Source organism: Vreelandella sedimenti, assembly GCF_013416325.1.
Lineage (GTDB): Bacteria > Pseudomonadota > Gammaproteobacteria > Pseudomonadales > Halomonadaceae > Vreelandella > Vreelandella sedimenti.
Genome location: NZ_JACCGK010000009.1, coordinates 76013 through 100286, shown reverse-complemented (window position 1 = coordinate 100286; position 24274 = coordinate 76013). Strand labels below are relative to the sequence as shown.

At 53.7% G+C, this 24274-nt stretch carries 25 protein-coding genes and 1 pseudogene; 15 read left to right on the top strand and 11 right to left on the bottom strand.

Features of this window, described 5'->3' with window-relative positions:
• The first annotated feature begins 19 nt into the window (after positions 1-19).
• The 6 genes from HZU72_RS11610 to HZU72_RS11585 all read left to right on the top strand — a co-directional run bounded on the left by HZU72_RS11610 (position 20) and on the right by HZU72_RS11585 (position 4556).
• Positions 20-979 carry a sodium-dependent bicarbonate transport family permease gene (locus HZU72_RS11610; RefSeq protein WP_180092021.1) on the top strand — a complete coding sequence of 320 codons (960 nt, stop codon included), beginning with the start codon at positions 20-22 and terminating at the stop codon, positions 977-979.
• Between the two features lie 148 nt (positions 980-1127).
• Entirely contained in the window at positions 1128-1505 is a 378-nt protein-coding gene (locus HZU72_RS23820; protein ID WP_180092019.1) for a winged helix-turn-helix domain-containing protein, read from the top strand.
• 124 nt (positions 1506-1629) lie between these two features.
• Complete coding sequence (modA, locus tag HZU72_RS11600) at positions 1630-2418, top strand: molybdate ABC transporter substrate-binding protein (protein ID WP_180092017.1); 789 nt, start codon at positions 1630-1632, stop codon at positions 2416-2418.
• On the top strand, positions 2415-3116 hold the full coding sequence (modB, locus tag HZU72_RS11595) for a molybdate ABC transporter permease subunit (protein WP_180092015.1): 702 nt from the start codon (positions 2415-2417) through the stop codon (positions 3114-3116). Before modA ends, modB begins: the two co-directional genes overlap by 4 nt.
• Complete coding sequence (modC, locus tag HZU72_RS11590; protein WP_180092014.1) at positions 3106-4221, top strand: molybdenum ABC transporter ATP-binding protein; 1116 nt, start codon at positions 3106-3108, stop codon at positions 4219-4221. The genes modB and modC overlap by 11 nt, the downstream gene beginning before the upstream one ends.
• Positions 4222-4274: 53 nt before the next feature.
• Complete coding sequence (locus tag HZU72_RS11585) at positions 4275-4556, top strand: sodium-dependent bicarbonate transport family permease (protein ID WP_180092278.1); 282 nt, start codon at positions 4275-4277, stop codon at positions 4554-4556.
• Here HZU72_RS11585 and HZU72_RS23640 read toward each other — a convergent pair.
• Complete coding sequence (locus tag HZU72_RS23640) at positions 4510-4794, bottom strand: helix-turn-helix domain-containing protein (RefSeq protein WP_235976083.1); 285 nt, start codon at positions 4792-4794, stop codon at positions 4510-4512. The two genes, HZU72_RS11585 and HZU72_RS23640, sit on opposite strands and share 47 nt — an antisense overlap.
• 36 nt (positions 4795-4830) lie before the next feature.
• Between HZU72_RS23640 and HZU72_RS23815 the strand changes: the two genes are divergently transcribed.
• Both HZU72_RS23815 and HZU72_RS11575 read left to right on the top strand, forming a co-directional pair.
• On the top strand, positions 4831-4977 hold the full coding sequence (locus HZU72_RS23815; protein WP_235976082.1) for a hypothetical protein: 147 nt from the start codon (positions 4831-4833) through the stop codon (positions 4975-4977).
• An 11-nt stretch (positions 4978-4988) separates the two neighbouring features.
• Positions 4989-5363 (top strand): aldo/keto reductase, encoded by a 375-nt coding sequence (locus tag HZU72_RS11575; RefSeq protein WP_235976081.1) that lies wholly within the window; start codon positions 4989-4991, stop codon positions 5361-5363.
• 20 nt (positions 5364-5383) lie between these two features.
• Here the strand turns inward: HZU72_RS11575 and HZU72_RS11570 are convergent, their stop codons facing one another.
• Positions 5384-8581, bottom strand: a complete 3198-nt coding sequence (locus tag HZU72_RS11570) for an efflux RND transporter permease subunit (RefSeq protein ID WP_180092013.1) — start codon at positions 8579-8581, stop codon at positions 5384-5386.
• 6 nt (positions 8582-8587) lie between these two features.
• Positions 8588-9775 carry an efflux RND transporter periplasmic adaptor subunit gene (locus HZU72_RS11565; RefSeq protein ID WP_180092012.1) on the bottom strand — a complete coding sequence of 396 codons (1188 nt, stop codon included), beginning with the start codon at positions 9773-9775 and terminating at the stop codon, positions 8588-8590.
• Positions 9776-10282: 507 nt separating this feature from the next.
• Here HZU72_RS11565 and HZU72_RS11560 point away from each other — a divergent pair.
• Entirely contained in the window at positions 10283-11242 is a 960-nt protein-coding gene (locus HZU72_RS11560; RefSeq protein WP_180092011.1) for an AraC family transcriptional regulator, read from the top strand.
• A gap of 497 nt (positions 11243-11739) precedes the next feature.
• Positions 11740-12300 carry a manganese efflux pump MntP gene (locus tag HZU72_RS11555; RefSeq protein WP_180092010.1) on the top strand — a complete coding sequence of 187 codons (561 nt, stop codon included), beginning with the start codon at positions 11740-11742 and terminating at the stop codon, positions 12298-12300.
• A gap of 168 nt (positions 12301-12468) precedes the next feature.
• Here HZU72_RS11555 and HZU72_RS11550 read toward each other — a convergent pair whose 3' ends face one another.
• The gene (locus tag HZU72_RS11550; protein WP_180092009.1) at positions 12469-14034 is read right to left on the bottom strand and encodes an MFS transporter; all 1566 of its coding nucleotides are present in this window, start codon (positions 14032-14034) and stop codon (positions 12469-12471) included.
• A gap of 93 nt (positions 14035-14127) precedes the next feature.
• Between HZU72_RS11550 and HZU72_RS11545 the strand changes: the two genes are divergently transcribed.
• Positions 14128-14916 carry a helix-turn-helix transcriptional regulator gene (locus tag HZU72_RS11545; protein WP_180092008.1) on the top strand — a complete coding sequence of 263 codons (789 nt, stop codon included), beginning with the start codon at positions 14128-14130 and terminating at the stop codon, positions 14914-14916.
• 52 nt (positions 14917-14968) lie between these two features.
• Here the strand turns inward: HZU72_RS11545 and HZU72_RS11540 are convergent.
• Together HZU72_RS11540 and HZU72_RS11535 are read right to left on the bottom strand one after the other, a co-directional pair.
• A pseudogene (locus HZU72_RS11540) lies at positions 14969-15127 on the bottom strand (helix-turn-helix domain-containing protein); the annotation flags it as partial.
• A gap of 45 nt (positions 15128-15172) precedes the next feature.
• Positions 15173-15523, bottom strand: a complete 351-nt coding sequence (locus tag HZU72_RS11535; protein ID WP_180092007.1) for a MerR family transcriptional regulator — start codon at positions 15521-15523, stop codon at positions 15173-15175.
• 79 nt (positions 15524-15602) lie between these two features.
• Here HZU72_RS11535 and HZU72_RS11530 point away from each other — a divergent pair, with 79 nt between their 5' ends.
• Positions 15603-16433: an aminotransferase class IV family protein gene (locus HZU72_RS11530; RefSeq protein WP_180092005.1), complete on the top strand. Its 831-nt coding sequence runs from the start codon at positions 15603-15605 to the stop codon at positions 16431-16433.
• 409 nt (positions 16434-16842) lie between these two features.
• Here the strand turns inward: HZU72_RS11530 and HZU72_RS11525 are convergent, their stop codons facing one another.
• Positions 16843-17691, bottom strand: coding sequence for a LysR family transcriptional regulator (locus tag HZU72_RS11525; protein ID WP_180092003.1), 849 nt, complete (start codon positions 17689-17691; stop codon positions 16843-16845).
• A 139-nt stretch (positions 17692-17830) separates the two neighbouring features.
• Here HZU72_RS11525 and HZU72_RS11520 point away from each other — a divergent pair, with 139 nt between their 5' ends.
• The gene (locus tag HZU72_RS11520; protein WP_180092001.1) at positions 17831-18499 is read left to right on the top strand and encodes an FMN-dependent NADH-azoreductase; all 669 of its coding nucleotides are present in this window, start codon (positions 17831-17833) and stop codon (positions 18497-18499) included.
• A gap of 86 nt (positions 18500-18585) precedes the next feature.
• Here the strand turns inward: HZU72_RS11520 and HZU72_RS11515 are convergent, their stop codons facing one another.
• A complete protein-coding gene (locus tag HZU72_RS11515) occupies positions 18586-19122 on the bottom strand; it encodes a YdeI/OmpD-associated family protein (RefSeq protein ID WP_180092000.1) in 537 nt (178 codons plus the stop codon).
• Between the two features lie 151 nt (positions 19123-19273).
• Entirely contained in the window at positions 19274-19621 is a 348-nt protein-coding gene (locus HZU72_RS11510) for an SDR family NAD(P)-dependent oxidoreductase (protein WP_328737010.1), read from the bottom strand.
• A gap of 472 nt (positions 19622-20093) precedes the next feature.
• Here HZU72_RS11510 and HZU72_RS11505 point away from each other — a divergent pair, with 472 nt between their 5' ends.
• On the top strand, positions 20094-21746 hold the full coding sequence (locus HZU72_RS11505; protein WP_180091999.1) for a sodium:solute symporter family protein: 1653 nt from the start codon (positions 20094-20096) through the stop codon (positions 21744-21746).
• Positions 21747-21834: 88 nt separating this feature from the next.
• Positions 21835-21966 carry a putative transporter small subunit gene (locus HZU72_RS23810; RefSeq protein ID WP_235976079.1) on the top strand — a complete coding sequence of 44 codons (132 nt, stop codon included), beginning with the start codon at positions 21835-21837 and terminating at the stop codon, positions 21964-21966.
• A gap of 233 nt (positions 21967-22199) precedes the next feature.
• Here HZU72_RS23810 and HZU72_RS11500 read toward each other — a convergent pair whose 3' ends face one another.
• Positions 22200-22844, bottom strand: coding sequence for a glutathione S-transferase family protein (locus HZU72_RS11500; protein WP_180091998.1), 645 nt, complete (start codon positions 22842-22844; stop codon positions 22200-22202).
• Between the two features lie 351 nt (positions 22845-23195).
• Positions 23196-24074, bottom strand: a complete 879-nt coding sequence (gene ilvY, locus HZU72_RS11495) for an HTH-type transcriptional activator IlvY (RefSeq protein ID WP_180091997.1) — start codon at positions 24072-24074, stop codon at positions 23196-23198.
• Positions 24075-24274 lie beyond the last annotated feature (200 nt).

The window sequence follows — 24274 nt, the reverse complement described above, 5'->3', positions numbered from 1 at the left end:
CCCGTTAAGGAGATTTTCCGTGCCGGATATAGTGGTGATGTTTTTTGTGTTAGGTGTGGTCGCCGGTGTGGTGCGCTCCGATCTCAGCATTCCCAAAGCCGCTTATGACATCCTGAGCCTGCTGCTAATGCTGACCATTGGCCTTAAAGGCGGCATGGCCCTGCACGGCAGTTTGAATGCCGCGCTATTGATCGAACTGGCCGGGGTCACCCTGCTGGGGATTTTAATTCCACTGATCGTTTTTCCGGTGGTTCGCTACCTGGTGCGGCTCTCTCTCGCAGACAGCGCCAGCCTTGCCGCCCACTACGGCTCGGTGAGTGCTGGCACCTTCGCGGTCTCGTTGGCCTATGTTGAAGCACATAGCCTGATTACCGGCGGCCAAGTTACGCTTTACCTGGTACTGCTTGAACTACCGGCCATTATGCTGGGGCTCTCGCTCTACCGGCGGTTCAGCCGCGAGAGCACCACTGCCACAACATCAGAGCTGCGTAAAACGTCGGGGTTGTGGCACGAGACGCTGACCAATCGAGGCGTAATTTTGTTGGTGGGCGGTGTGCTTATCGGCTGGCTATACAGCCCCGATGCTGGTGAATCGGTTACCGGTCTGTATACCCACGCCTTCAAAGGCATTCTGGCGCTCTTTTTGCTGGAGATGGGCTTGGTAGCCGCAGAGACTTTGCGCAGCCTACGCTGGGGGCACAGCCGTCTGATCATCTTCGCCTTGGCAGCGCCCGCTGCGCTCTCCTGTTTAGGGCTGGTGATGGCGTTCTGGCTCGGGCTGCCCGCTGGTTCAGCCGTTATTCTGGCTAGCCTTACCGCCAGTGCGTCTTACATTGCCGCGCCCGTCGCCATTCGCGCCGCTATCCCTGACGCCAATATTGGTCTTGCCATGCTAGCGTCACTGGGGCTCACCTTCCCCTTCAACGTTCTAATCGGCATTCCGCTCTATCATCATCTTTGGGGATGGCTGGCTGGGTAAGGGGTGCCCCCACGGCGGCGGTGAAGGTGATGGGTGTCATGATGATCGGCCTCTTGGCATTATCGTCTGGATTAATAGGCCTTGTGCAGGGGTGCACTGCTAAACTAGCTTAACAAAGCAAGACATGTTCATACGCTGGAGACATTGAGTGACACGCACCCACCATCCAAAACCTACCTTTCAATTACGCTTAGCGCTACACCATGATGTGGTCATTGGGCCAGGCAAAGCAGACCTGTTAGAGAAGATCGACCAGACGGGTTCTATTTCAGCCGCTGGGCGCTCACTTAAAATGAGCTATAAAAAAGCATGGCAGCTCGTGGAGACTATAAATAGCCACTTCCCGTCACCACTCGTTACTACAAGCTCTGGTGGCAATGAGCGCGGAGGGGCTCAACTGACTGAGCTAGGCAAGCAGGTGATCACTCACTACCGTGCGCTGGAAAGTCAACTTACGCCGGAGCACTCTAATGATGCCCAGGCTCTGCTCTCACTGCTATCTCCTCGCCCCGCTCTTGAACCTTAGCGGCATGTTCTTTGATGGCAATTAAACAATGCTGGGCCTTCTCCTCACTCACATTTACGTTGAGCGCCGTAACACTTTTGTGTAACCTCCGCTATATCCAAATGGAAATAACGGAGATCAACCCATGTCTAGCTCAGTTTTTCATCGTCGCCTACTCGCCACAGCCATTCTATTTAGCCTGCCTACCGCATCGGTATTCGCCAACACGAGCGTTCAGGTCGCTGCCGCCGCGTCGCTCACTGATGCTTTAAACGATGCCATTGCCGTTTATGAAGCACACCATGACGTTGATGTGACCTCGATTTATGCTTCTTCATCTACGCTTGCTCGACAAATTGCCAACGGTAGCCCCGCACAGCTCTTTCTTTCGGCAAATGTGACATGGATGGACTGGCTAGAAGAGCAGAACATTCATGTTCAGCAGCGCAGTGACTTACTGCAAAATCGACTAGCGCTGGTCAGCGCCAGCGATAGCGTGCCAGCGCAATTTACCCCTGGGGAAGGCACCGCTATTGAAACTCTGCTAGGCGAGCGCGACCGTCTCTCCGTGGGTGACCCTGACCACGTACCAGCCGGCATCTATACCCAGCAAGCGCTGGAAACCCTGGGCGAATGGGTAGCCCTGGCACCGCGCCTAGCCCGTGGCAACGATGTGCGCGCCGCGTTAGCGCTCGTAGAACGCGAAGAAACACCGGTCGGCGTGGTGTATCAAACCGATGCCTTTGCCAGCGATGCCGTGCGCGTACTTGGGTTATTTCCAGCCACTAGCCACGATCCTATTACCTACCCCATCGCCCTGATTGATGCCGAGCAAAATGCCGCTGCCATCGCACTGCGGGAGTGGCTAGCCAGTGAAGAAGCCCTCAACATCTTTGCCGAGCACGGCTTCGATACGAGCATTAGCGCACCGTGACGCTTTCCCCAGCGGAGTGGGAAGCCATTCGCCTAAGCTTATTGATTGGCTTGGCGGCAGTTGCCTGGATATTGCCGCCTGGCATTGCCGTTGCCTGGTGGCTAGCCCGCCATCAGTTTCGCGGTAAAGCTTTGGTAGATGGGTTAATACATTTACCACTGGTACTGCCACCCGTGGTTGTGGGGTATCTACTGTTAGTTGGTTTGGGCAAGCAAGGGGTAATTGGCCAATGGCTCTACAGCAGCTTAGGCGTATCTCTGCCATTCACTTGGCAGGGGGCAGCCGTTGCCAGCGGCGTGATGGCGTTTCCGCTACTGGTGCGGGCACTGCGCTTATCCCTTGAGGCCGTTGACCCCAAACTCGAAGCGGCTGCCAGCACGCTAGGGGCTAACCGCCGGCGGGTGTTCACCACCATCACGCTGCCGCTGGCGGTACCTGGGCTGCTAACGGGCACCGTGCTGGCTTTTGCCCGCGCACTTTCCGAATTTGGGGCTACTATCACTTTCGCCTCCAACATTCCCGGCGAAACGCGCACTCTGCCCCTGGCACTCTATACGCTGATCCAGACGCCCGGCCAGGAAACCGCCGCGACCCGACTTTGTATTCTTGCCATCATTATCGCCCTGCTTTCATTAATCGCCTCTGAATGGCTGGCGCGTCGTACCCAGCAGCGTTTACAGGAACGTGATGCCTATTAACCCAACCACCCACAATTCGTCGCTCACCTCATCGCTATCGCTCTTCGTTGAACAGCGCCTTGGCAGATTTCATCTACAGGCAGAATTAACGCTACCTGCCAAGGGCGTGACCGGTATTTTCGGCACGTCGGGAAGTGGAAAAACCAGTCTGTTGCGTATTATTGCAGGGCTTGACCGGCCAGACACGGGTAAGCTCCAGCTAGGCAACCAGATACTGCTAGACACCCAGCGCCGCCAAAACGTACCGGCCCACCAACGGCGCATTGGCGTTGTCTTCCAGGAAGCGCGGCTGTTTCCCCACTACCGCGTGCGAGGCAACCTAACCTACGGCATGCCCAAGCAGGCGCCACCCCGCTTCGATGAGATTGTCGAACTACTTGGCATCAGCCATTTACTGACGCGCATGCCAGGCACGCTTTCCGGTGGCGAAGCACGCCGGGTAGCCATAGGCCGAGCACTGCTCAGCGACCCGCAGCTACTACTGATGGATGAACCCCTAACCGGGCTAGACGGGGCGCGTAAGCAGGAGTTACTGCGATTTATTGCTCTCTTAACGCGTCAAATTAATATCCCGGTGATGTACGTAAGCCACGATCCGGAAGAAATCTCCGCGATTGCCGACCATCTCGTGCTAATGGAATCAGGACGTATTGTCGCCAGCGACCACTTGAATCATCTGCTGCAACGCTTCGATTTAACGCAGAAACTGGGAGGGTTCGATGCCGCTTCGATTTTAGAGGGGCAGGTGATCGAACACGATACCCACTATCATCTGACACGCATTACATTGGGTAACACACACCAACTGCTACTACCAGGCACGGAGGCTAATATTGGAAGTTGTATACGAGTCCGGGTGTTGGCGCGGGATATCGCGATTGCTACTTCTGCCGTTAAAGACACCAGCTATCGTAATCAGCTTCCAGTTACCATAGAAGACACCACAGTATTGCCTGAAACATCCCACTCTGTAGAGCTACGTTTGCGGATGGGTCGCTTTCACTTGCGAGCAAGCCTGACCCGAAAATCATGGGACGAAATGGGGCTTCATATTGGCAAAGAAGTTACAGCGTTAATTCGCAGCGTATCGTTTAATCCGCTTTAACAATTAACACTAACTAAGTAACGTGGATACATAGAGTAATTTCAGCACCGTAGCTGCTAAGCCTAACAGCCACGGTCAACAGCATTGCTGCCAATATTATTGCTACCAGTTCTATCGTCGTAGCGTTCTGGTTCTGGCTACCCGCTGGCTCAGCCTTTATCCTGGGCTACCTTTACCGTCGGCGCGTCTTATATCGCCTCCCCGTCACCATTCGCGCCACTATCCCTGACGCCAACATTGGCCTTGCCATGCTGGCGTCACTGGGACTCACCTTCCCCCTTCAACGTTCTAATCGGCATTCTGCTCTATCATCACCTTTGGGGATGGCTGGCTAGGTAATAAATATCGGGACTGCTCTAACACCTCCATATCCTCGGTCAGCCCGCGTCCCTGCTCGACAAGTGCAATGCCTTCAGGCGTTGGGTGTAGCCGACGGGTGGTGCGGTACAACAGGCGCACACCCAGATCGCACCCCAGACGTTGAAGCCGCTGGCTGGTGGCTGCCACCGACAAATCCAGACTGCGCGCAGCCGCACTGATAGAACCCAAATCAAGAATACGCAGGAACATCATTACCTTGGCGCCTCCAGCTTCTCTGGTTAGCAACTGATGAAGTCGCAGGCCGCGGCCGAGCATTATGGCCACTCGCGCTTTATAGCCAACCAGGCCTATTATTCATTGGTTGGTCGCGACTACGAGTGGGAATTGATACCGTTGGGCCAGGATCAAGGCATCGGTGCAATTGTAGCCCACTAGGCTGGGGACGCTTGACCGGTCGCATCTGTCGTGGACAACCCCTTCCTGACGGTAGCCGCTTAAATGATACAGCAGGTTTTGCCCCACCGGTCGATAAAGAACGGCTGTATCGCATCATCGATGTGCTCAACGCGCTCTCCGAGGAAACTGGCAAGACAGTTCCCCAGATCGCGATCAATTGGCTACTACAGCGACCAACAGTCTCAAGCGTTTTGATCGGTGCGCGCAACGAGGAACAGCTCAGACAGAACCTCGGTGCAGTCGGCTGGCAACTTGGCAGCGAGCAAATCGCACAACTCGATGCCGCCAGTGCGGTGACCCCACCCTACCCGTATTACCCATACTGGAACGGACAATTTGCCGAGCGCAATCCGCCCATGGTGTAGTGCCCCTTCGAACGAGTATCCTAGGCATGCTTTCCTCCTGGCAACTCACCCGGGCTGGCGTTCTCATCGGTGGCCAGAGTTGAGCTGTGATGACTAACCAGTGGGCCGGACAGCTTGCGCAGCGCCACATAGAACACCGGGGTCAGGAACAGGCCGAACAGCGTCACCCCAATCATGCCAGCAAACACCGCCGTACCTAGCGCCGCCCGCACCTCGGCACCTGCGCCGGTAGCGATTACCGAAGGCAACACCGCCGCCGTGAAGGCGATCGAGGTCATGATGATCGGCCGCAGCCGCAACCGGCAGGCTTCCAGGGCCGCTTCCACTACGCCCTTGCCCTGCAATTCCAGCTCCCGGGCGAACTCCACGATCAGGATGGCGTTCTTACAGGCCAGGCCAATCAGCACCACTAGTCCCACCTGCACGAAGATGTTGTTGTCACCCCCGCCAAACCAGACACCAATCAGCGCCGCGAGCATCGACATGGGCACGATCAGAATCACCGCCAGCGGTAGCGTCCAGCTCTCGTAGAGGGCCGCCAACACCAGAAATACCAGCAGGATCGACAGCGGGAAGACCACTAGAGCCGCATTACCCTGGGTGGATTGCTGATAGCTCAGGTCGGTCCACTCCAGCGCCATGCCCGGTGGCAGCACCTCTTCTGCCAGGGCGTTGATGGCATCCATCGCCTGGGCGGATGAGAGCACGCGGGGGTCAAATTCGCCAGCCAAGTCCGCCGCCGGATAGCCGTTATAGCGCAACACCGGATCCGGGCCGAAGGTCTGCGTGATGTTCACCATCGTGCCGATGGGTACCATTTCCCCCTGATCATTACGGGTACGCAGCCGGGCGATATCTTCCACGCTGGCCCGGTAAGGGGCGTCCGCCTGGGCGATCACCTGCCAGGTGCGCCCAAAGCGGTTGAAGTCATTCACATAGGTCGAGCCAAGATAGGTCTGCAGGGTGTCGAACAGTTCGGTCAAGGGTACGCCCTGGGCCTTGGCTCTCAGCCGATCCACCTCTGCATCCAGCTGCGGCACATTGGATTGATAACTGCTGATCGGAAACCCCATTCCCGGCGTTTGCGCAATCGCGCCCTGGAGTTGATTGACCGCCTGCTGCAGCGCCCCATAGCCAAGATTGCCGCGATCCTCGATGAACAGCTGGAACCCCGAACCATTGCCTAGCCCCAGAATCGGTGGAGGCATAAAGGAGAACGCAAACCCCTCTTTCAAGCCGCCAATACCCTGGTTGATTCGGGCGTTTATCTCCGCAGCACTTAGGCTGCGCTCACCAAAGGCACTGAGGGTAAGAAAGGCCACCCCGGTGTTGGAAGTGTTGGTGAACTGCAGCGCGTTCAGGCCGGGAAAGGCAATGGCGTGCTCCACACCTTCGGTTTCCATGGCGATGTCCACGACGTCCTGAAGCATCTGGTCGGTTCTCTCCAGAGACGCCCCTTCCGGCAGGATGACGCCCGCAATCAGATAAAGCTTGTCCTGCACCGGAATAAACCCGGGTGGCACCGCCTTGAACATCACGCCAGTGCCCAGCAGCAACAGCGCGTAGACTACAAACACCGCGCCACGATGCTTCAGGGAGCGGGCCACGCCCCCCTGGTACCGGTTGGAGCTGGCGTTAAAGAAACGGTTGAAAGGACGGAAAATCCAGCCAAACAGCTTATCGATCACTCGGGTGAGTCGGTCTTTGGGCGCGTCATGGGGCTTAAGCAGCATCGCAGCCAGCGCGGGCGACAGGGTCAGCGAGTTGATGGTGGAGATCACTGTGGAGATGGCAATTGTGACCGCGAACTGGCTATAAAACTGACCGGTCACCCCCGACAGGAAGGCCATGGGGATAAACACCGCACACAGTACAAGCCCCACGGCGATGATAGGGCCGGATACTTCCCGCATGGCCTGATGAGCGGCAGCCTGGGGCTTTAGGCCCTCCTCGATATTCCGCTCCACGTTTTCCACCACCACGATGGCGTCGTCCACCACGATACCAATAGCCAGCACCAGCCCAAACAGAGTCAGCGTGTTGATGGAGTACCCCAGCAGGTAGAGCGCCCCAAAAGTGCCGATCACCGATACCGGTACCGCAAGCAGAGGGATAATGGAGGCACGCCAGGTCTGCAGGAAAAGCGTGACTACCAGCACCACCAGCAGCACGGCTTCCAGCAGCGTCTTCACCACGGAGTCAATCGAGTCATTAACGAAGATCGTGGTGTCATAGACTGCTTCATACTCCACGCCTTCCGGGAACTGTTCGGACAACTCGTCCATGGTGGCGACGACCTGCTCGCGAATCTCCAGCGCATTGGCACCCGGTGCCTGGAATATCCCCACACCCACCGCGTTCTTGCTGTCCAACTGCGAGCGCAGCGTATAGTCCCCGGCCCCCATTTCCAGCCGTGCCACATCCGAAAGCCTGAGGATCTCTCCGCCCTCGCCGCGCTTCAGCACGATGTCGCCAAACTCCTCCACTGTTTCCAGCCGCCCCTGGGCATTGATCAGGGTGAGAAAATCACTCTCTTCAATGGGTTCGGCTCCCAACTGCCCGGCGGAAACCTGCACATTCTGTTCGCGCATGGCCCCCACCACATCACTGGCTGTCAGGCCGCGGGCGGCTATGCGATCAGGGTCGAGCCACGCCCGCATGGCGTAGTCCCCTCCGCCGAAGATTTGCGCATCCCCGATCCCTTCGAGCCGGGCCAGACGATCACGAACATTCAGCCGCACATAGTTGCGCAGGTAGAGGGTGTCGTATTCACCGCTGGGAGAGGTCAGGTGAACGACCATCAGAAACGTAGGCGACTGCTTCTGGGTGGTGACGCCTTGACGACGCACGGCTTCCGGTAACCGGGCCTCGGCTTGACTGACTCGGTTCTGCACCCGAACGGCGGCTTCCTCGGCATCGGTACCAGGGCGGAAGGTGACGGTCATTTGCAGCACACCATCGGAGCCCGCCACGGACTTGAGGTACATCATGTCCTCGACGCCATTGATGGCTTCTTCCAAGGGCGTGGCGACCGTTTCGGCGATCTCCTTCGGGTTAGCGCCAGGGTAGACCGTGCGCACCACCACGGAGGGCGGCACGACATCCGGGTACTCGCTGATCGGCAGGTTGGGAATGGAGATCAGTCCCACCGCCAGAATGATGATCGACAGCACCGCTGCAAAAATCGGTCGATCCACAAAGAAACGCGAGAAATTCATGGCGGTCTAGTCCTCCCTGGCAGCAATGGCGGGTTGGGCGTCAGCAGCCGGGGCGGCGGGCACCGTTTGTGGGCTCACTTCCATACCCGGCATAAAGACTTTTTGCACCCCGTTGACGATCACCCGATCACCAGCAGAGAGCCCTTCGCTGATGACAGTGCGTTCGTCCACTTGGCGCCCGGTGGCGACCTGGCGCCGCTCGGTCAGGTTGTTCTCATCCACCACATAGACGTAGCGGCGATCCTGGTCGGTCAGAACCGCCTTGCGATCCACCAACAGCGCTTGCTCCAACCGCGCTACCGGCATTTCGACGCGCGCAAACTCCCCAGGACGAATGCGGCCATCGGGATTGGCCAACAGCGCCCGGAATTGCAGAGTGCCGGTGTTAGGGTTCAAACGGTTGTCGATAAAGTCCAGGGTGCCTGTGAACTGCCGCGTGGCGTCGCCACCCAGTTCGATCTTCAGGCTGTTCGACTCCTCTCCACTCAGCAGTGCATGGCTGGCAAACGCGGCCTGCTCGTCCGCCTCAAAGTAGACGTGGATCGGATCGATGGTGACCAGCGTGGTCAACAGGCTCTGATCGGCGTTGGCCAGGTTACCGCGAGTGACCATCGCCCGACCGGCACGTCCACTGACCGGTGCTGTAACGCGGGTGTATTCAAGATCAAGCTCGGCGGTCTGCAACGCTGCCTCAGCGGCATCGACCATGGCACGCGAATTACTCAGGGCCGATTGACGCTGGTCATGCACCTCCTGGGAAATGGCCTGACGCCCCAGCAACACCCGGGCGCGTTCAGCTTCACTGCCAGCCTGAGCCTGCTGGCTCCTGGCCTGGGCAAGATCCGCTTGGGCGGCATTAACACGGGCCTGGTATGGACGTGGATCGATCAAGAACAGCAGATCTCCCTGCTCTACCAGCTCTCCCTCCTCGAAGGCGACTTCCTGGATATAGCCGCTGACTCGCGACCTTAGTTCAACCGTTTCAGCCGCTTCCACCCGTCCGGTGAATGACTCACTCAACACCACTGGCTGAGCGGTCACTTCTGCCACCTCGACTTCTGGGGGTGGCGGGGGCGATGCAGAAGCCGCCTCCTCACTCTTGGCTTCACAGCCGGTAAGCAAGGCTATCAGCAGCAGGAACAGGAATATCGCCCGGCTGCTTGCAAAGCGGGTTCTTAGAGACAGACTTCCCATGATTACTTGCTCCAGTGGCTATCGGACGCCGATAGCAGCATTCGTTATATAACGCCTCACCGCGTTGGCGGTTGGCGTTTAATTAGTCGGTTCAGCACGATCCATTTCGACATTGCCTTACGGCTTCTACCGTGAGGGGAAGCCTCAGATCGGCAGCGTTCTTGAAAGACGCTCTGGCCATACGGAGGACAGGCAAGCCCGCAGCACCAGGCTGCGGGCTTAGCGCCCATCAGACGCTACCTACAATAGGTGGCATGAGCGCGTGGGAGGTATCGTGTTCCTGCGGAAAGCTTGCCCGTTTCTGTCGCGGGCAGAGGGCGGCCCAATAAGCAGGCCAAATCAAACAAACGAACGATTTTCGGACTTGCACAGTATGACGGTCAGGTGACAGCTGGTGCGGGTTGTCGATTTCTACGGGGTACTTGCCTGATCCTGCAGAATCAAATGAAAAAGCCTACGATTTATAAATCGAAGGCATATACTGCGAACTACTAGGGAGGAAAGCCATTGACCACTATCTTGCCTGAGCAGATTGTCCAGCTCAGCGACAACCTATCGCAACAGTTAATCAGCGTTGCCCGTCGCTGGAGCCCTCTTGAAGAGCTTCAGGATACGGCGATTGCCGAAGTGCAACTGGTGCGCGCTGACGCCCCTACCAGCTTTCACTGTGCGGTATACGAGCCGTGCCTGTGTTTTGTCATTCAAGGCAGCAAGACCGTGCTACTGGGTGACAAGGAGATCGTCTACACCGGGCCCAGCTATATGGGTAGCGCCGTTCACCTACCGGTGGTAGGCAGGATTGACCATGCCACCCCGGAAAAACCCTTCCTGGCGGTCAAGGTCTCGGTGGAACCACAGGAGGTAGCAGGACTGATACTGGAATTGGGCGACACAGCCCCGCCTGCGGGCAATGACTCTATCTGCCCAGAGACGGACTGCGGATTAAAATCGGCCCCCATGGATGAACGTATGCAGGGCGCGCTCTATCGTTTGTTGAGCCTGCTCGACACCCCAGAAGATATCAAGGTGCTTTCCCCTCTGGCCCGCCGGGAGTTGATCTATCGGGCACTCATGGGCGACATGGGGCCTCACATGCGCCGGTTTGCAGCCTCCGACTCCCAGGCCAACCGGATTGCGCGGGTCATCTACGCCCTTAAAGAGCGCTACACGCAACCGCTCAAGATCCGTGAACTGGCAGCAACCGCCAACATGAGTGAATCGACGCTTTACCATAGCTTCCGGCAAGTCACACGCATGTCGCCCCTGCAGTACCAGAAGAAACTCCGCCTGCACGAGGCCCGACGACTCATGCTGGCCGAGGGGCTCGAGGCAGCCACCGCCAGCTACCGGGTAGGTTATGAAAGCCCATCCCACTTCAGCCGCGAATACAGCCGCATGTTCGGCGCGCCACCCAGGGCTGATGTCATTCAACTGCGGGCAGCGGGAGCAGCACCGCAGCCTGCATGACTTCCAGAGTGATCGGCTTCCGGTTTTCTCGATGATTTTGATAACGGCTATTTAGCTATTTATGTACTTAGCTATGTATATATTCATCCATTTAGCCATTAAAACCGCTCCTCCATCAACCGAATTAAACCGTTTAAAAAACCGGCCTTACATATCTTTATATATAACAAAAAAGCAATAATCACGACCATAGAGCCTTATATCAAAAACGTTTCGTGGCACCATAAAAACTTCAAAAGAAACAGGCACACTTTTTGTTATGGATACCCCCAAACATATAAACAGCAAAGAAAATCAGCTAACCAACACATTGTTAGCCAAGGCTATATTAGTTCACTATTACAAACTTTATTTTAAGGCTTTTTCTTGTTTGTTTAATAAATCGTGGTAGGATTCATCGCTATTGAATACCCGACTCTTACACTCAAGCATAGTATTACTACTCTGCCACTGGGTAAAAGTGCGCGGTACTTTTCCAGCGAGCGAGTTCACACTCCATGACACCGATTACCCTGCTGTTTCTGGCCGTATCCATGTCGGCGGATGCCTTCGCCGCCTCCATCAGCAAAGGCGCCGAGCTGCAAAAGCCACGGTATAGTCACGCCATCGGTATTGGCCTGGTCTTTGGTGTGATCGAAGCCATTACCCCGGTACTCGGCTGGGTAGCGGGCAAGGCATCCCAGCAGCATGTGCAAGCCTGGGATCACTGGGTGGCCTTTACGCTACTTTCAATTATTGGCCTGCATATGATGTATGCCGGGCTCAAAAAAGATGACAAGATAGAACAGCGCAAACAAACACTCTGGCTATTAGTGTTAACCGCCACGGCGACCAGTATTGATGCCATGGCCGTGGGCGCCAGCCTCGCCTTTATCGATGCCAATATCATCGCCACCAGCCTAGCTATCGGCCTCGCTACTACGGTAATGGCCTCTATAGGCACTTTTCTGGGCAATAGGCTTGGCAAGTTTGTCGGTCACTGGGCAGAACTTATTGGCGGTATTATGCTAATCGGGATTGGTTTAGCGGTGCTGGCAGAGCATACGGCGTTTTTTTAACGCGTAACTTATGGCGCCTCTGATTAACGTAATGAGCGCAGGCTAGACAAGGCAAAAATCAACGAAAAGGCGGAGTTTACTAGCAGTAAATGAGCATTTTGATCGGACTCGCGCACGAGGCGATTTTTAACGCCGTATAGGCAAGCGTAATAGTTAATCAGAGGTTCCTTATAATCTTTCTTCACCAATGACCTCCACATGCCTAAGTGTGACTACTGACATAAACGCTAGCGCCATGAAGGCAACACCACTCACCGTAGCGGCCATATTCATACCTTGCGTAAACGCAGCTTGTGCTTGTTCAAGTAACCCTGCAGAGATTTGATCAGAGATAACCATTGTTGCCCATAGACTTTCTCCAAGTGCAGTGGGCACTTCTGGTGATACTCCGTCAGGAATCACATTCGCAATTTTCACTCGATACAACAGAGCAGCCAAGCTGCCGAGAAGAGCCACGCCAAGCGCCACTCCTAATTCTTGAACCATTTCCGACATCGCTGATGCGGAACCTGCTTTTTCCCGTGGTGCGGCCCCTACCACCAAATCTGTGCCAAGTGCCGCCATCGTACCCAACCCCAGGTAGACCAGCGAAAACCCCATTACAACCTGGGTTACTTGAACGGCGTTTGAGTGGACGTGCGCAAGTAAGCCGCAGCCAATGCCTGAAAAAACAAGGGCTATCGCAATCACAAAGGCTGGTCGAATACGTCGCGCAAAGAGTGGTGCAAGTATACCGGCCAGCACCATCATCAGCGCCGGAGGCCCCATCCACAGCCCAGCAACCAGCGGCGTGTAGCCCGCCACTAGCTGAAGATATTGAGTGACTAAGAGCATCATTCCCGCAACGCCCACCAGTCCTATCAGAAGTATGAAAAGTGCGGCAGTTAACGTTTTACTGGCAAACAATTTGAGGTCAAGAAGTGGATCGAGAAGATGCTTTTGTCGGCGTATAAAGAGCATTATTCCTACGACACCCACAGAAAGCGTAACCAATACCACGGGCGTTACACCCGCTTTGGAGAATTCCTTTATGCTATAAATACTTGGCAAAACTGCTATCAACAACAACAGGACACTCAAAAGATCCAGGCGGCCTGCATGTGGGTTACGGTACTCCGGCAACAGTAACGGGGCAGCTAACAACAAGATGATGACGACGGGCACGGCAATTAGGAAAGCGGCTCCCCACCAGAAAGATGCTAACAGTAACCCACCGACCACGGGCCCCAAGGCCATGCCTAATGCGAACATAGTTGCCCAGATCCCAATCGCCAGAGCCCGCTGACGCAGATCAAAAAACATATTGCTTATTAGGGCTAGCGTAGAAGGCATCAGGGTTGCCCCGGCAATACCTAGCGCTGCCCGCGCCACAATTAGCCACTCGGAACTTGGTGCATAAGCTGCAAACACAGATGCGGTCGCAAACGCAAAGGCGCCCATCATCAGTAGTCGACGTCGGCCAATCAGATCCCCTAGCGTGCCCATAGTGATCAAGAAGCCAGTGATCATGAAGCCGTAAGCGTCCATGATCCACAGTGCCTGGGTGCTGCTCGGTTGCAGTTCTACCGCTAAGGCAGGAAGCGCGAGATAGAGAATAGTTACGTCGAGCCCTAGCAGCATGGTGGGTAGCGCCAGTACCGCAAGCCCCAACCACTCCTTCATGCCAGCTTTGTTATGGAGCCGTCCGCCTGCATCAGCATAAAAAGGGGTGTGAACATCACATTTTAATGACATGCCGCCTCCAACTTCATCATGGAAGCAGACATTTTCAGACACCTTTTATGGGGTTACAATATAGCCAATTATCCTATTACTAAAGGTAATAGCATGGCGCATTCCAGGCTTGAGCGAACACAGAGTGATCTCACGGAATTCATCCTGCGGCACCGCCGTAAATTGACGCCCGCTGACGTCGGGCTTCCCACCAGCGGGCGAAGGCGTACCGCAGGCCTAAGGCGAGAAGAGGTTGCGGCACTCGCCGGGGTAGGGCTGACTTGGTACACATGGTTTGAGCAGGGCCGTGACATTAAGGTCTCCGAACGCTTCCTGCTCAATATCTCCCGTGCCCTGAAACTGGATGACGCCGAGTGCTGCCATCTTTTTCTGTTGGCACACCGGCGGGCACCACCGGCAGAAGCGTATCAAGAGCAGCACACTTCTCCCCGGATTCAATCTCTGATGGATGAGCTGACTCGACCTAGCTATGTCATGAACCTGCGTTGGGATGTGATTGGCTGGAATACCCAGGCTGATGAGCTACTCCAGTTCAGCACCCGTGGAGGGTCTGAGCGCAATCTATTAAGGATGGTATTTACAGCTCCCGACTTGCGGCGTCGCCTCCCCGACTGGCAACAGGATGCAGCGCATATGCTGGCACAGTTTCGTTGTGACTTAGCTGTCGCCCCTGAAGACCCGATCATGCAAACGCTGATCGACGAACTTAGTCAGTTGTCTCCAGACTTTCGGCGCTGGTGGGATGCTTCAAATATGGAGGGGTATATTCGAGGAATCAGCAGCCTCCTTGATACAGGTGGCGTGCATCATACCTATACCCATGAGACGCTAATCGTTGATGAGCACCGCCACTTAAAGATGGTTGTTTACTTCGACAGCTAAATCGTTCCTATGCCATCCTCTTTCGCTGGATGTTGAAGAGAACGTTTCACCATCACACGATCTCTATTTCACGTGCTCCACTCGGCGGGTGTCCAATAATGCGTTTGAACGCGCGACTGAATGAGGCTTCAGAGTCATAGCCAAGCCGGTTAGCGGCCACGGCAATGCGCATATTGTCTCGCGCTATCCACTGTCGAGCCTGAAACATTTTTACCCGCGCATATACCCCTTAACACTTCCGTTACCCATCGGCTCATCACCGTTCTATATCGCACAGGAAACTCTCCAAAATAGCACGGCTTTGGGCCAGTTTCGCCGCTTTCTGGTCGGCGATATCAATTTGTTCGTGCAGGACATTGCGTAGTTCGTCACAGGGCTCGAAGACTGGGCCCTCCCCTCTCACACACGGTAGGAACTGCTTGACGGTTGCTAGAGTCATGCCTGCTGAACCGAGTAGTTTGATCCGTTCGACAGTCCGGATTTCACCCTGCGCGTAATGACGATACCCATTAGTGGTACGCTTTGGCTTAAGCAAACCTTCCGTTTCATAGTAGCGCAGCATGCGGATGCTCACCCCGGTGCGTTTAGCCAGTTCACCTATTTTCATTCGCTCTCTTGACTCTTACAGTGCTGTAAGGGTTTAGCGTAGTGATTCCTCACTGCAAGTTCAATTGGGAGTCACTGCCATGTCCACTAACACTAGCAATTTTCAGGCCCATATTAATGGGCAGCCCGCCACTCTTTCAGAGTTGATACCCCTGGCCTTTGCAGGGTTTGCCCATTTCACGGCCATGCAGGTGCGAAGCCGCAAGGTCAAGGGAATGGATCTTCATTTAGATCGCCTACGGAAAGCATCCATGGCGTTTTTCGGCATAGCGCTGCCCGATGACCAACTGAAGCTCTATATCAAAACGGCCATCGATGAAGGACCGGAGGACCAGTCGTTGACGGTTACCGTGTTCTCGCATTATGGCGAATTCACCGCAGCCAGCATGAATACAGAACCCGCCGTGCTGGTACGCACTGGTGCGCCGTCAAATGGGCCGGAAGGCCCGCTGAGACTAAGCGTAGTGAAGCACGAAAGAGCCCTAGCCTCCATCAAGCACGTTGGTGAGGCTGGCAAAACCTACTACCTGCATAAGGCCATACGCGACGGCTTCGACGATGCAGCCTTTGTTGACCGCCACGGGCGATTGAGCGAGGCAACTATCTGGAACCTTGTCTTCTGGGACGGTGAGGCGGTTATCTGGCCACAGGCGACAATGTTGCAGGGCACGATGATGAGCATCATCCAACGTCAATTGGATCGTCTAGGTATTCCCCAGCGTCACGAAAAGATCACCATTGAGCGTCTTCAGGAACTGTCCGGTGCCGCGGTGATGAATTCATGGACACCTGGGATCGCAGTCACTGCCATTGCTACCACTGCTTTTGAAGACACTGCTTTTGCAGAAGCAACCCCGTTCATCAGCTTGCTTCATAAAGCCTATCAGGCTGAGCCCAACAGTGTGTTGTAGGGGTCCACGTTGATTGCTTTTTAGATTATCGGAATAAAAGTTTGGAGCCGCGACAATGCTCTATGGAAGGACATTGATTATGCCGATTCTGTCGGCGGCTCATCACTTACAAGTCTTCCATATAGTGCGGAGTCTGAGACAACACCATCGATTTCCCAGCGCTGTCTCAGCAAGCTCTTCGGCAAAGTGCATTGCACATTGCCCCGTTACCACAAGAGTAAACACGGCCTTTCCGTTCAAACGTTGCAATCAACAGACCAGTTGCTCGCTCAATGCTGATAAGCGCATCTTTATTTAACAAAAGGCTTTCAAGGGTCTCATGAGCTTCATGTAGGCTCGCTTGTCTGTGTTGAATTGCCATGCCTTACTCACTCTTATAAGAGCAAACTTAGCAAACACAATGTGAAATTCAATTAACTTTAGACTTAAGCCAATCGACAAAGGCCTGCATTTTGGCGCTATGCTGCCAACTTTGGGTCGGGATGTAGTAACACAGCATTGAATCAACGCCTTGATACGACATTGGCTGCAATGTGTTAGCTTTCACAAAATCAGAAACCAGAGTCTCTGAACAAAACACCAGCCCTTTCCCAGCAATAGCTTCATACACGCCATAGAGCTCCTGATCAAAATATCTTATTTCAAAGTTTGGAAGAGACCCCTCATTTTTCATTAACCAGCTTGCCCAAGGTGAATCCGGCAACTTACTATTCTTCCACTTAGTCAGATAGACAACAGGAGGCTTATCCGCTGTAATGGAGTTAATAAAAGAAGAGTCTCCATATACGTTAAAACGTTCTTTTTTCAATAAGCTTGACTCATCAACACGGGTTACGTCTCCCAAACGGATAGAGAGGGCATTAATTTTAGATGCCACCACTTCACCTGTTGATATTTCAACATCAATATTTTGATTGGTTTTATTGAAATCATGTAATAATGGAATTAATACCAGGGCAGCAAAGGATGAAGTGGTATCAACATTCAGTCGTGATGCCCCTGACTTTATATTATCTAGCGCAGTCTGAATTCTCTGCAGACCTGCTGTTGTTGCCTCAGCGAGCTGGTGCCCCTCTGAAGTTAATATCACTTTCCGGTTTTTTCGGTTAAACAGCCGCACTCCCAACCTACTCTCAAGGTTGCTGATGTGGTGCGACACACCTGCTGGCGTTATCGACAGCTCCTCAGCGGCATCTTTAAAGCTCCTCAGCCGAGCTGCTGCTTCAAACACCTTAATCGCTTGCAATGAAGCATTCACCGCCAGCCCCCCATTTTGGACTCAAACCCGTTTCTCACTAGGTAAGTTTTACTCATCTATCGAGCCAGTTTATTCATTTGTCGCAGTATTGGCAAAAAGGCAGCATAGCCACTCCACATCACTATCAGTCGAGCCCACTATGCACACATTACTTCATATAGATGCCAGCGTACGCAAGACGTCCAACCCAAACCCCGACCACAACTCAATATCAAAGCGCATTGCTATGCAGTTTGTTGATAAATGGAGGTCTGCTAAAAGTACAGATAATTACATTTATCGTGATATTGGCTTAAATCCACCAGCTTTCATTGACCAAGACTGGATAGGCGCTGTGTTTACTCCGGATGACCGAAAAAGTTCTGAGCAACGCGAAAAACTGGCTTTATCAGATCAGCTATTTGGTGAGCTATCTCAAGCGGATGTCATCTTAATATCATCACCTATGTACAACTACGGCATGCCCGCCCCTCTTAAAGCGTGGTTCGATCAAGTAATGCGCATAAATAAAACATTTAGCTTTGACTTGTCTCGTGGTGACCATCCTATAGAGCCAATTTTGTCTGGAAAAACACTTATTTTAGTGACCTCATGCGGAGAGTTTGGGTTTGGTCCAGGAGGTGAGCGTGAGCATATGAATCATCTCGGGCCGCATGTAAAAACATTGGGCAGGTACTTGGGTGTCGAGTCATTTTATGAAATAACGTCAGAGTACCAAGAATTTGGGGACGAAAGGCATCAGAAATCAGTTGCCAATGCGCTTAAAAATGCCGGATTGCTAGCAACTGACTTGGCTAGCAAAGAATAAATTTTTAAGCAGTTGCTGGGCAGTGCAATATGCGCTGCCCTGCTTAAAAGCTATTAATCTTGAACAGCAATACAGAGGCTGCAACGCTAACCTGCCGTTTTAGGTGGGCTAAACGCTTTACTGTAATAGCCAGATGGATCGAAGCAGCAAACGCGGCGCTTTCCAGAAGCAAGCATGTCGCAAGCATCGAGAATCCGCTTCGCTCGGGTCTTGGACTGCTTGGCGGACGTAATCCAATGAATCCAGTCCAGGCGAGCAATCGTCGTGGTATCGCTCCAAACAGCTTGAGCTTCTGGAGACGCTGCAAGGGCGTCCTGCAAATCAGCGGGAACCTCGGGTTCAGGCTCCTGCTCTACGGGCGTAATCTCAAAGGTGACATCGTCGCCACTGTTAACGCCTGCCGATTCAAGCAGCTCTTTACTTACCCGCAACCAATGGCTCAATTGGCCGTCCGGTTCAAGAGTAGCCTGGAAGGCATAAGTATTGAGGGTGCCCTCTACCGTTGTCCTGCCTCGCCGTGGGAGCTTCTCACTCACGCTTTTGGGCAGCAAGACAAAAGCCCATGAATTATCGCTATCCTGCTTGGCCGGACGAAGAAGCGTTGCTTTAAACTGAGATGTCATAGCTCTTTGTGTCCTATTTTTAATGTGGCAATTAACAGCACTCCAAGCAAAAGGGGCAGCTTCTCCTCCAGAGCGGGCTGCCTGTGGCATGGTGCTGCTGCATAGCTCATGGCCCCCTAATCCTGATTATAGTCAGAGAGAGGCCCTATCTTCAGACGCGATTGATTGATACTCCGCAATCGGTCAATGACATCTCGGGCACCGGCCCCATCGCGCCTAAAATGCCTGCCTGGTTAAATGCTGCGTCCAATTGACCAAACCTCGCGAGCGTCTCGTCAACGAGCTTTCTGGCGAAATACTCATCACCGACGTCGCCAGCAACCGCTAACGCTTGGCCACCCTCCTCTTTTATAGCGTCGACCAACGCATCCAGCTCTGCCTCTCTCCTGGCCGCTACCACTACAGTAGCCCCCTCCTTAGCGAAAAGCCGGGCAGTCGCTCTTCCAATGCCTGCGCTGGCACCAGTAACAATGGCAACTTTATTTTCGAGTGCACCCATCTTTGTAATCTCCATCACTGTTCAGAGATAGGGAGACCTCCCCATCAACAGCGAGGATAATAAGAAGCTGCTTACCTGGCGCCGACCCGAAACTTGCTACATTTCGCTGGTACACGAGTACTGAACATGCCTACGCCTTTTAAGCGCACAGCATACCCAATTCGCCTTCCGATTTCTGGCGCAGCGGGCATCCACCTGTACTGTTCACGCTTAAAGGCGTAGGGTAGCCATCCGGACGATCCTCTCAGCGCTTTGTTGCAGCTTTCTGCGCGCATTTGATCCGGCCCCTCTATTTAAGGCGCTTCCAACGCCTGACATTTGCTCTACCAGGCTGCCAACCGCAGTCTCATCTCGCTACAGACATACCTAGAAAGATGTTCTGTTTTTTGCTTACGTCCTGTCGCGGCCACTCCGTCAAGGGAACTGTGGTTGCTATTTAGGATGCTAGGGCTGCAAAGCCTATGGGTATTCAATGAACGAAGAAAATTTCTATCAATTCTCGACCCTGACTGTGCTCGCTTTACTGGTGGCTTTTTACGGCGGCACTTACCTGCTCACCCTGCTGATTAAGAAGAAAAAGGAAAATACCGACGCCTTTATGGTCTCCAATCACCAGATTGGCTTTGGCCTTGGCGCTGCCAGCATGACCGCGACCTGGATCTGGGCGGCCTCGTTCTACGGCGCCGCTACCTCGGGCTATACCTACGGCATTTCCGGCCCCTTGCATTACGGGCTGTGGGGCGCACTGATGATCCTGTTCATCTACCCCTTTGGCCGCCGCTTTCGCAAACTGGCGCCCAACGCCCACACCCTGGGTGAGCTTATCCATGCCCGGCACGGCTCTTCCAGCCAACTGATACTTGCTTCTTCTAACATCCTGGGCAGTATCATCAGCCTGATGGTTAACTTCACCGCTTCTGGCGCGCTGGTCTCGGTGCTTTCCCCCCTCTCATTCCAGGCCGGTGTGGTGATTGCCGGGGCCGGGGTTCTCTCCTACACGCTGTGGTCAGGTTTCCGCGCCTCGGTGCTGACGGATTTCGCCCAGCTAATGGCGATGATGGCCGTGGCCATCCTGATTATTCCAGCGGTAATGTTTGCTCTCGGCGGCCCGGGAACGCTGTCAGATGGCATGAGCCTCCTTACGCCAGAACAAGCCAATCTGTTCTCGATGGACGCGATCCTCAATCAAGGTGCGCCCTTCTTTGTAGCGGTGCTGGCATACGCCATCGGCAACCAGACCATTTCCCAACGCCTATTCGCCGTGCGTGAAGACCATATCAAACCAACCTTTATCACTGCGACCATTGGTTATGGTGCCATTGTCATTGGCCTTGGCATGATCGGCTTGATGGCATTGATGACCGGCATGGAGCCGATTGATGGTGACATGAACAACCTGATTCCTCAGATGGTTTCAATGTACCTCTCGCCGGTGTTTATCGGGCTGTTCTTTATCCTGGTGATCGGTTCACTCTCCTCTACCGCTGACTCGGATCTCTCCGCCATGTCCGCGATAGTGATGGCCGATGTGTACGGCAAGAACATCGCCAAACACAAGCCTGACCCGACCAAAATGCTGTTTATCGGCAGGCTAACCATGATCGTCGCGACGCTGATCGGGGTGATTCTCGCCAGCTTCTCGATGGATATTCTGATCATGCTGGTCTTCGTTGGCGCACTGTGGGGTGCAATTGTGTTCCCGGTCATCGCCAGCTGTTTCTGGGATCGCGTTACTAATACAGCCTTCACCTCGGCGGTGATCGCGGGCTTGGTGATGTTCTGCGTCGCACGCTTTGAGCTGATGCCCTTGGTCGGCGTTGTCGGCGGGCTATTCGAATTACTCGCCGCCGTAGGTGGTGGTGTGGTGCTCGGCCTGATGGCCTTTGGGTTCTGCGGGCGCAGGGTCGGGGTGATCTTCGGCGCACTCAGCGCCATTGTGCTGGCCTACTTTTGCGTCGGATTCCTGCGGGACTACACCGTGCTCCTGGCTTCCTTAATGGCTTACGGCGTCAGCACCATTGTCTGTATCGGCGTCAGCCTGATGAGTTCCAGCAAGTTCGACTTCTCGCAGATCGATCAGAAAGTGATCAACTACGATCCGGCCAAGACGGCTAGCCAGAGCTAAGCCCTTTAAGAGAAGCCCTGTGAGATAAGCCGAAATCCGTTAAACCACTGGTGCGCTATAGCGCACCAGTCAGACAAAAGGAAAGAATATGCAAACCTTTATATTGGCGTTATATGTTCTGATCTGGCCACTAATATCACTCGCCATTTTTGCGATCATCGGCGTAGCCACCGTAAAAGACATTCGCGTTGCACGACGCGATAAGCGCGAGCTGGTGTGAAGTAGCTATTTATAGATGAACAGTGGTAAGGGAAATAAGTGCGGCAAAGGACTGCCGTGGTTGTAGCCACCTTTAACGAGAAGGGTCTGACCAACCATCCCCTGCCTTTTTGAAGATACGATACTTGGTAGCGGCTATTTAGTGGTTGCCATTACCTCACTCTCCTATGTATTCCATGAACAACTTCGAGTCGTGCCAGTACTGACAAACTTGGCCAAGACGGTGAAGACTACTTACCCTGCCAAGCGACGACTGTACGCATTGAGGCATTTATGCCACGCTGGCCGATCGTGGCAGCGCGTTAAGTAGGTAGTCACATTAGGGAACATATCTAGAAGGTTTGTATGCTGTACCTGGCTTAATGCAGCAACCATTAGAATGTCTGGGTAGGTGAACTGGTCGCCAAGCAAATAATGCTTGCCGGTGAGCACATCATCGATGACCTCAAGGTAGTCCTTAGCCATCTCCACGAGCGCCGGACGTCGCAGTTTTGCCCACTCTGCATCTGCTTCAAACAAGTCAATCACCGCAATTTGGGTCATGGGTGGTTCAACTGTATCCAGTGCAGCAAACGTCCATTGCAGCGCTTTGATGCGCTCGGGTTCGCTCGTCGGCAGAAGCCTTCCTGATTGTTCCGCCAAGTAGATAACAATGGCGCCTGATTCGAAAATAATAACGCCGTTATGATCGATAGCTGGCACTTTACCAAATGGATTGATTGCCAAATAATCAGCGCCATGTAGTTCCCCAGCAAAGTCATCGAGCCCATGAACCTGATGAGGCAATTCGCACTCTTCCAGCGCCCACAGCACACGTAAATCCCTTGTAATCCCAATTACCTGTGGCGTTACTTTTCCAAATCCATACATAGTAATCATCATCAACTCCCTCACGAAAGCTGCTGCTCAAAGCGAGGCAGCAGACCAATGGCCAAACTATTACCTAGTCGTTCGAGAGTGAGCGAAATCGACAAGCTCTGATGTATTTTCTTATTCACAGTGGTGCCCGCCATAAACAGCGCGATGAGCAAGTATTTTTCAACAATATTTGACCTTATCGTCAGGTCTTTCTAACTGCTAAACACCAAGACACGCCTCGATAGATTTTCGCAGACAACAGATATTGACGTTGCACGAGGCGATAAGCTCGAGCTGGTGTGACGTAGCTATTCATAAATGAACAGTGGTAAGGCAAATAGGTGCGGCAAAGGACTGCCGTGGCTTACAGGCCTACATCAAGCTCCAAAATGCATCGACCAGCGGGTTTTTTAAGTTTTTCTTTAAGGTAAACAAACCAATATCGTAGGGTTCCAGCTCAGGCTTCACATCAAGCACCCGGATACGATCCATCAATGGGCTGTTATCGAGCACAATTTTTGGCACTACGCCAATGCCGAAGCCCAAGCTCACCATACTTACAATCGCCTCATTTCCCGTGACCTGTGCATAAATGCGCGGGGCAATATCGCGTTGGTGAAACCATTCGTCCACGCGCGTTCTTGAGACACCGCTTTCAGATAAAATCATCGGGATATTCGCCCACTCTTCGGTTGCGGTTGGCGAAGTCGTGGGAATATTTGGTACTTGCTGCTCAAGTGGTGCGATAAATAACAAAGGTGACGTGGCAATGGGCTTGAATGCTAACCCGCGAGGTAAGTTTGCGGGGCGTGCCGCGATGCTGAGGTCTTCTTTACCGTCCAGAACATGCGCAATCGCGTGTTCTGGATCCCCCGTGCGCAGCTTTATTTCAATCGCAGGATAGGCGATACGAAAGCGGCGCAGCAGCTCGTACAGGAAACTGTAGCTCGCGGTGACTGAACCGTACAAGCTGATTTCACCGCTTAATTGATCAGAGTTGTCAGTTAACTCATGGCGGATCAAGTTCCACTGGCTGCTGGTATCGCGCGCGTATTTAAGAAATTTCTGGCCTTCCTGGGTCAATGCCACAGTCCGATTGTCGCGATTAAACAGCGGTACACCCAGCTCGTCTTCTAAATGACGAATGTTGCGCGACAGCGCAGAAATGCTGATATGACACTCATCGCTGGCGCGTCCGAAATGCAGCGTTTCTGCCAGGGCAAGGAATTGTTTTAAAAGTTTAATATTCATAATAAGACCGACGCTCCGCGACTGCGCTTGTGGCGATGTCCGAATACTAACCGACAGTTGCGAAAAATGGGACGTGTTATTGCAAATATATCAATTTAAGAAAGAGTCACTCTTCTATACATTACCTCTCATCACATGCTCTTACTGACATGGCGCTAGCGTTTCCCCCTAGCGACGGTGTCACCTTTTTAATATCGGTG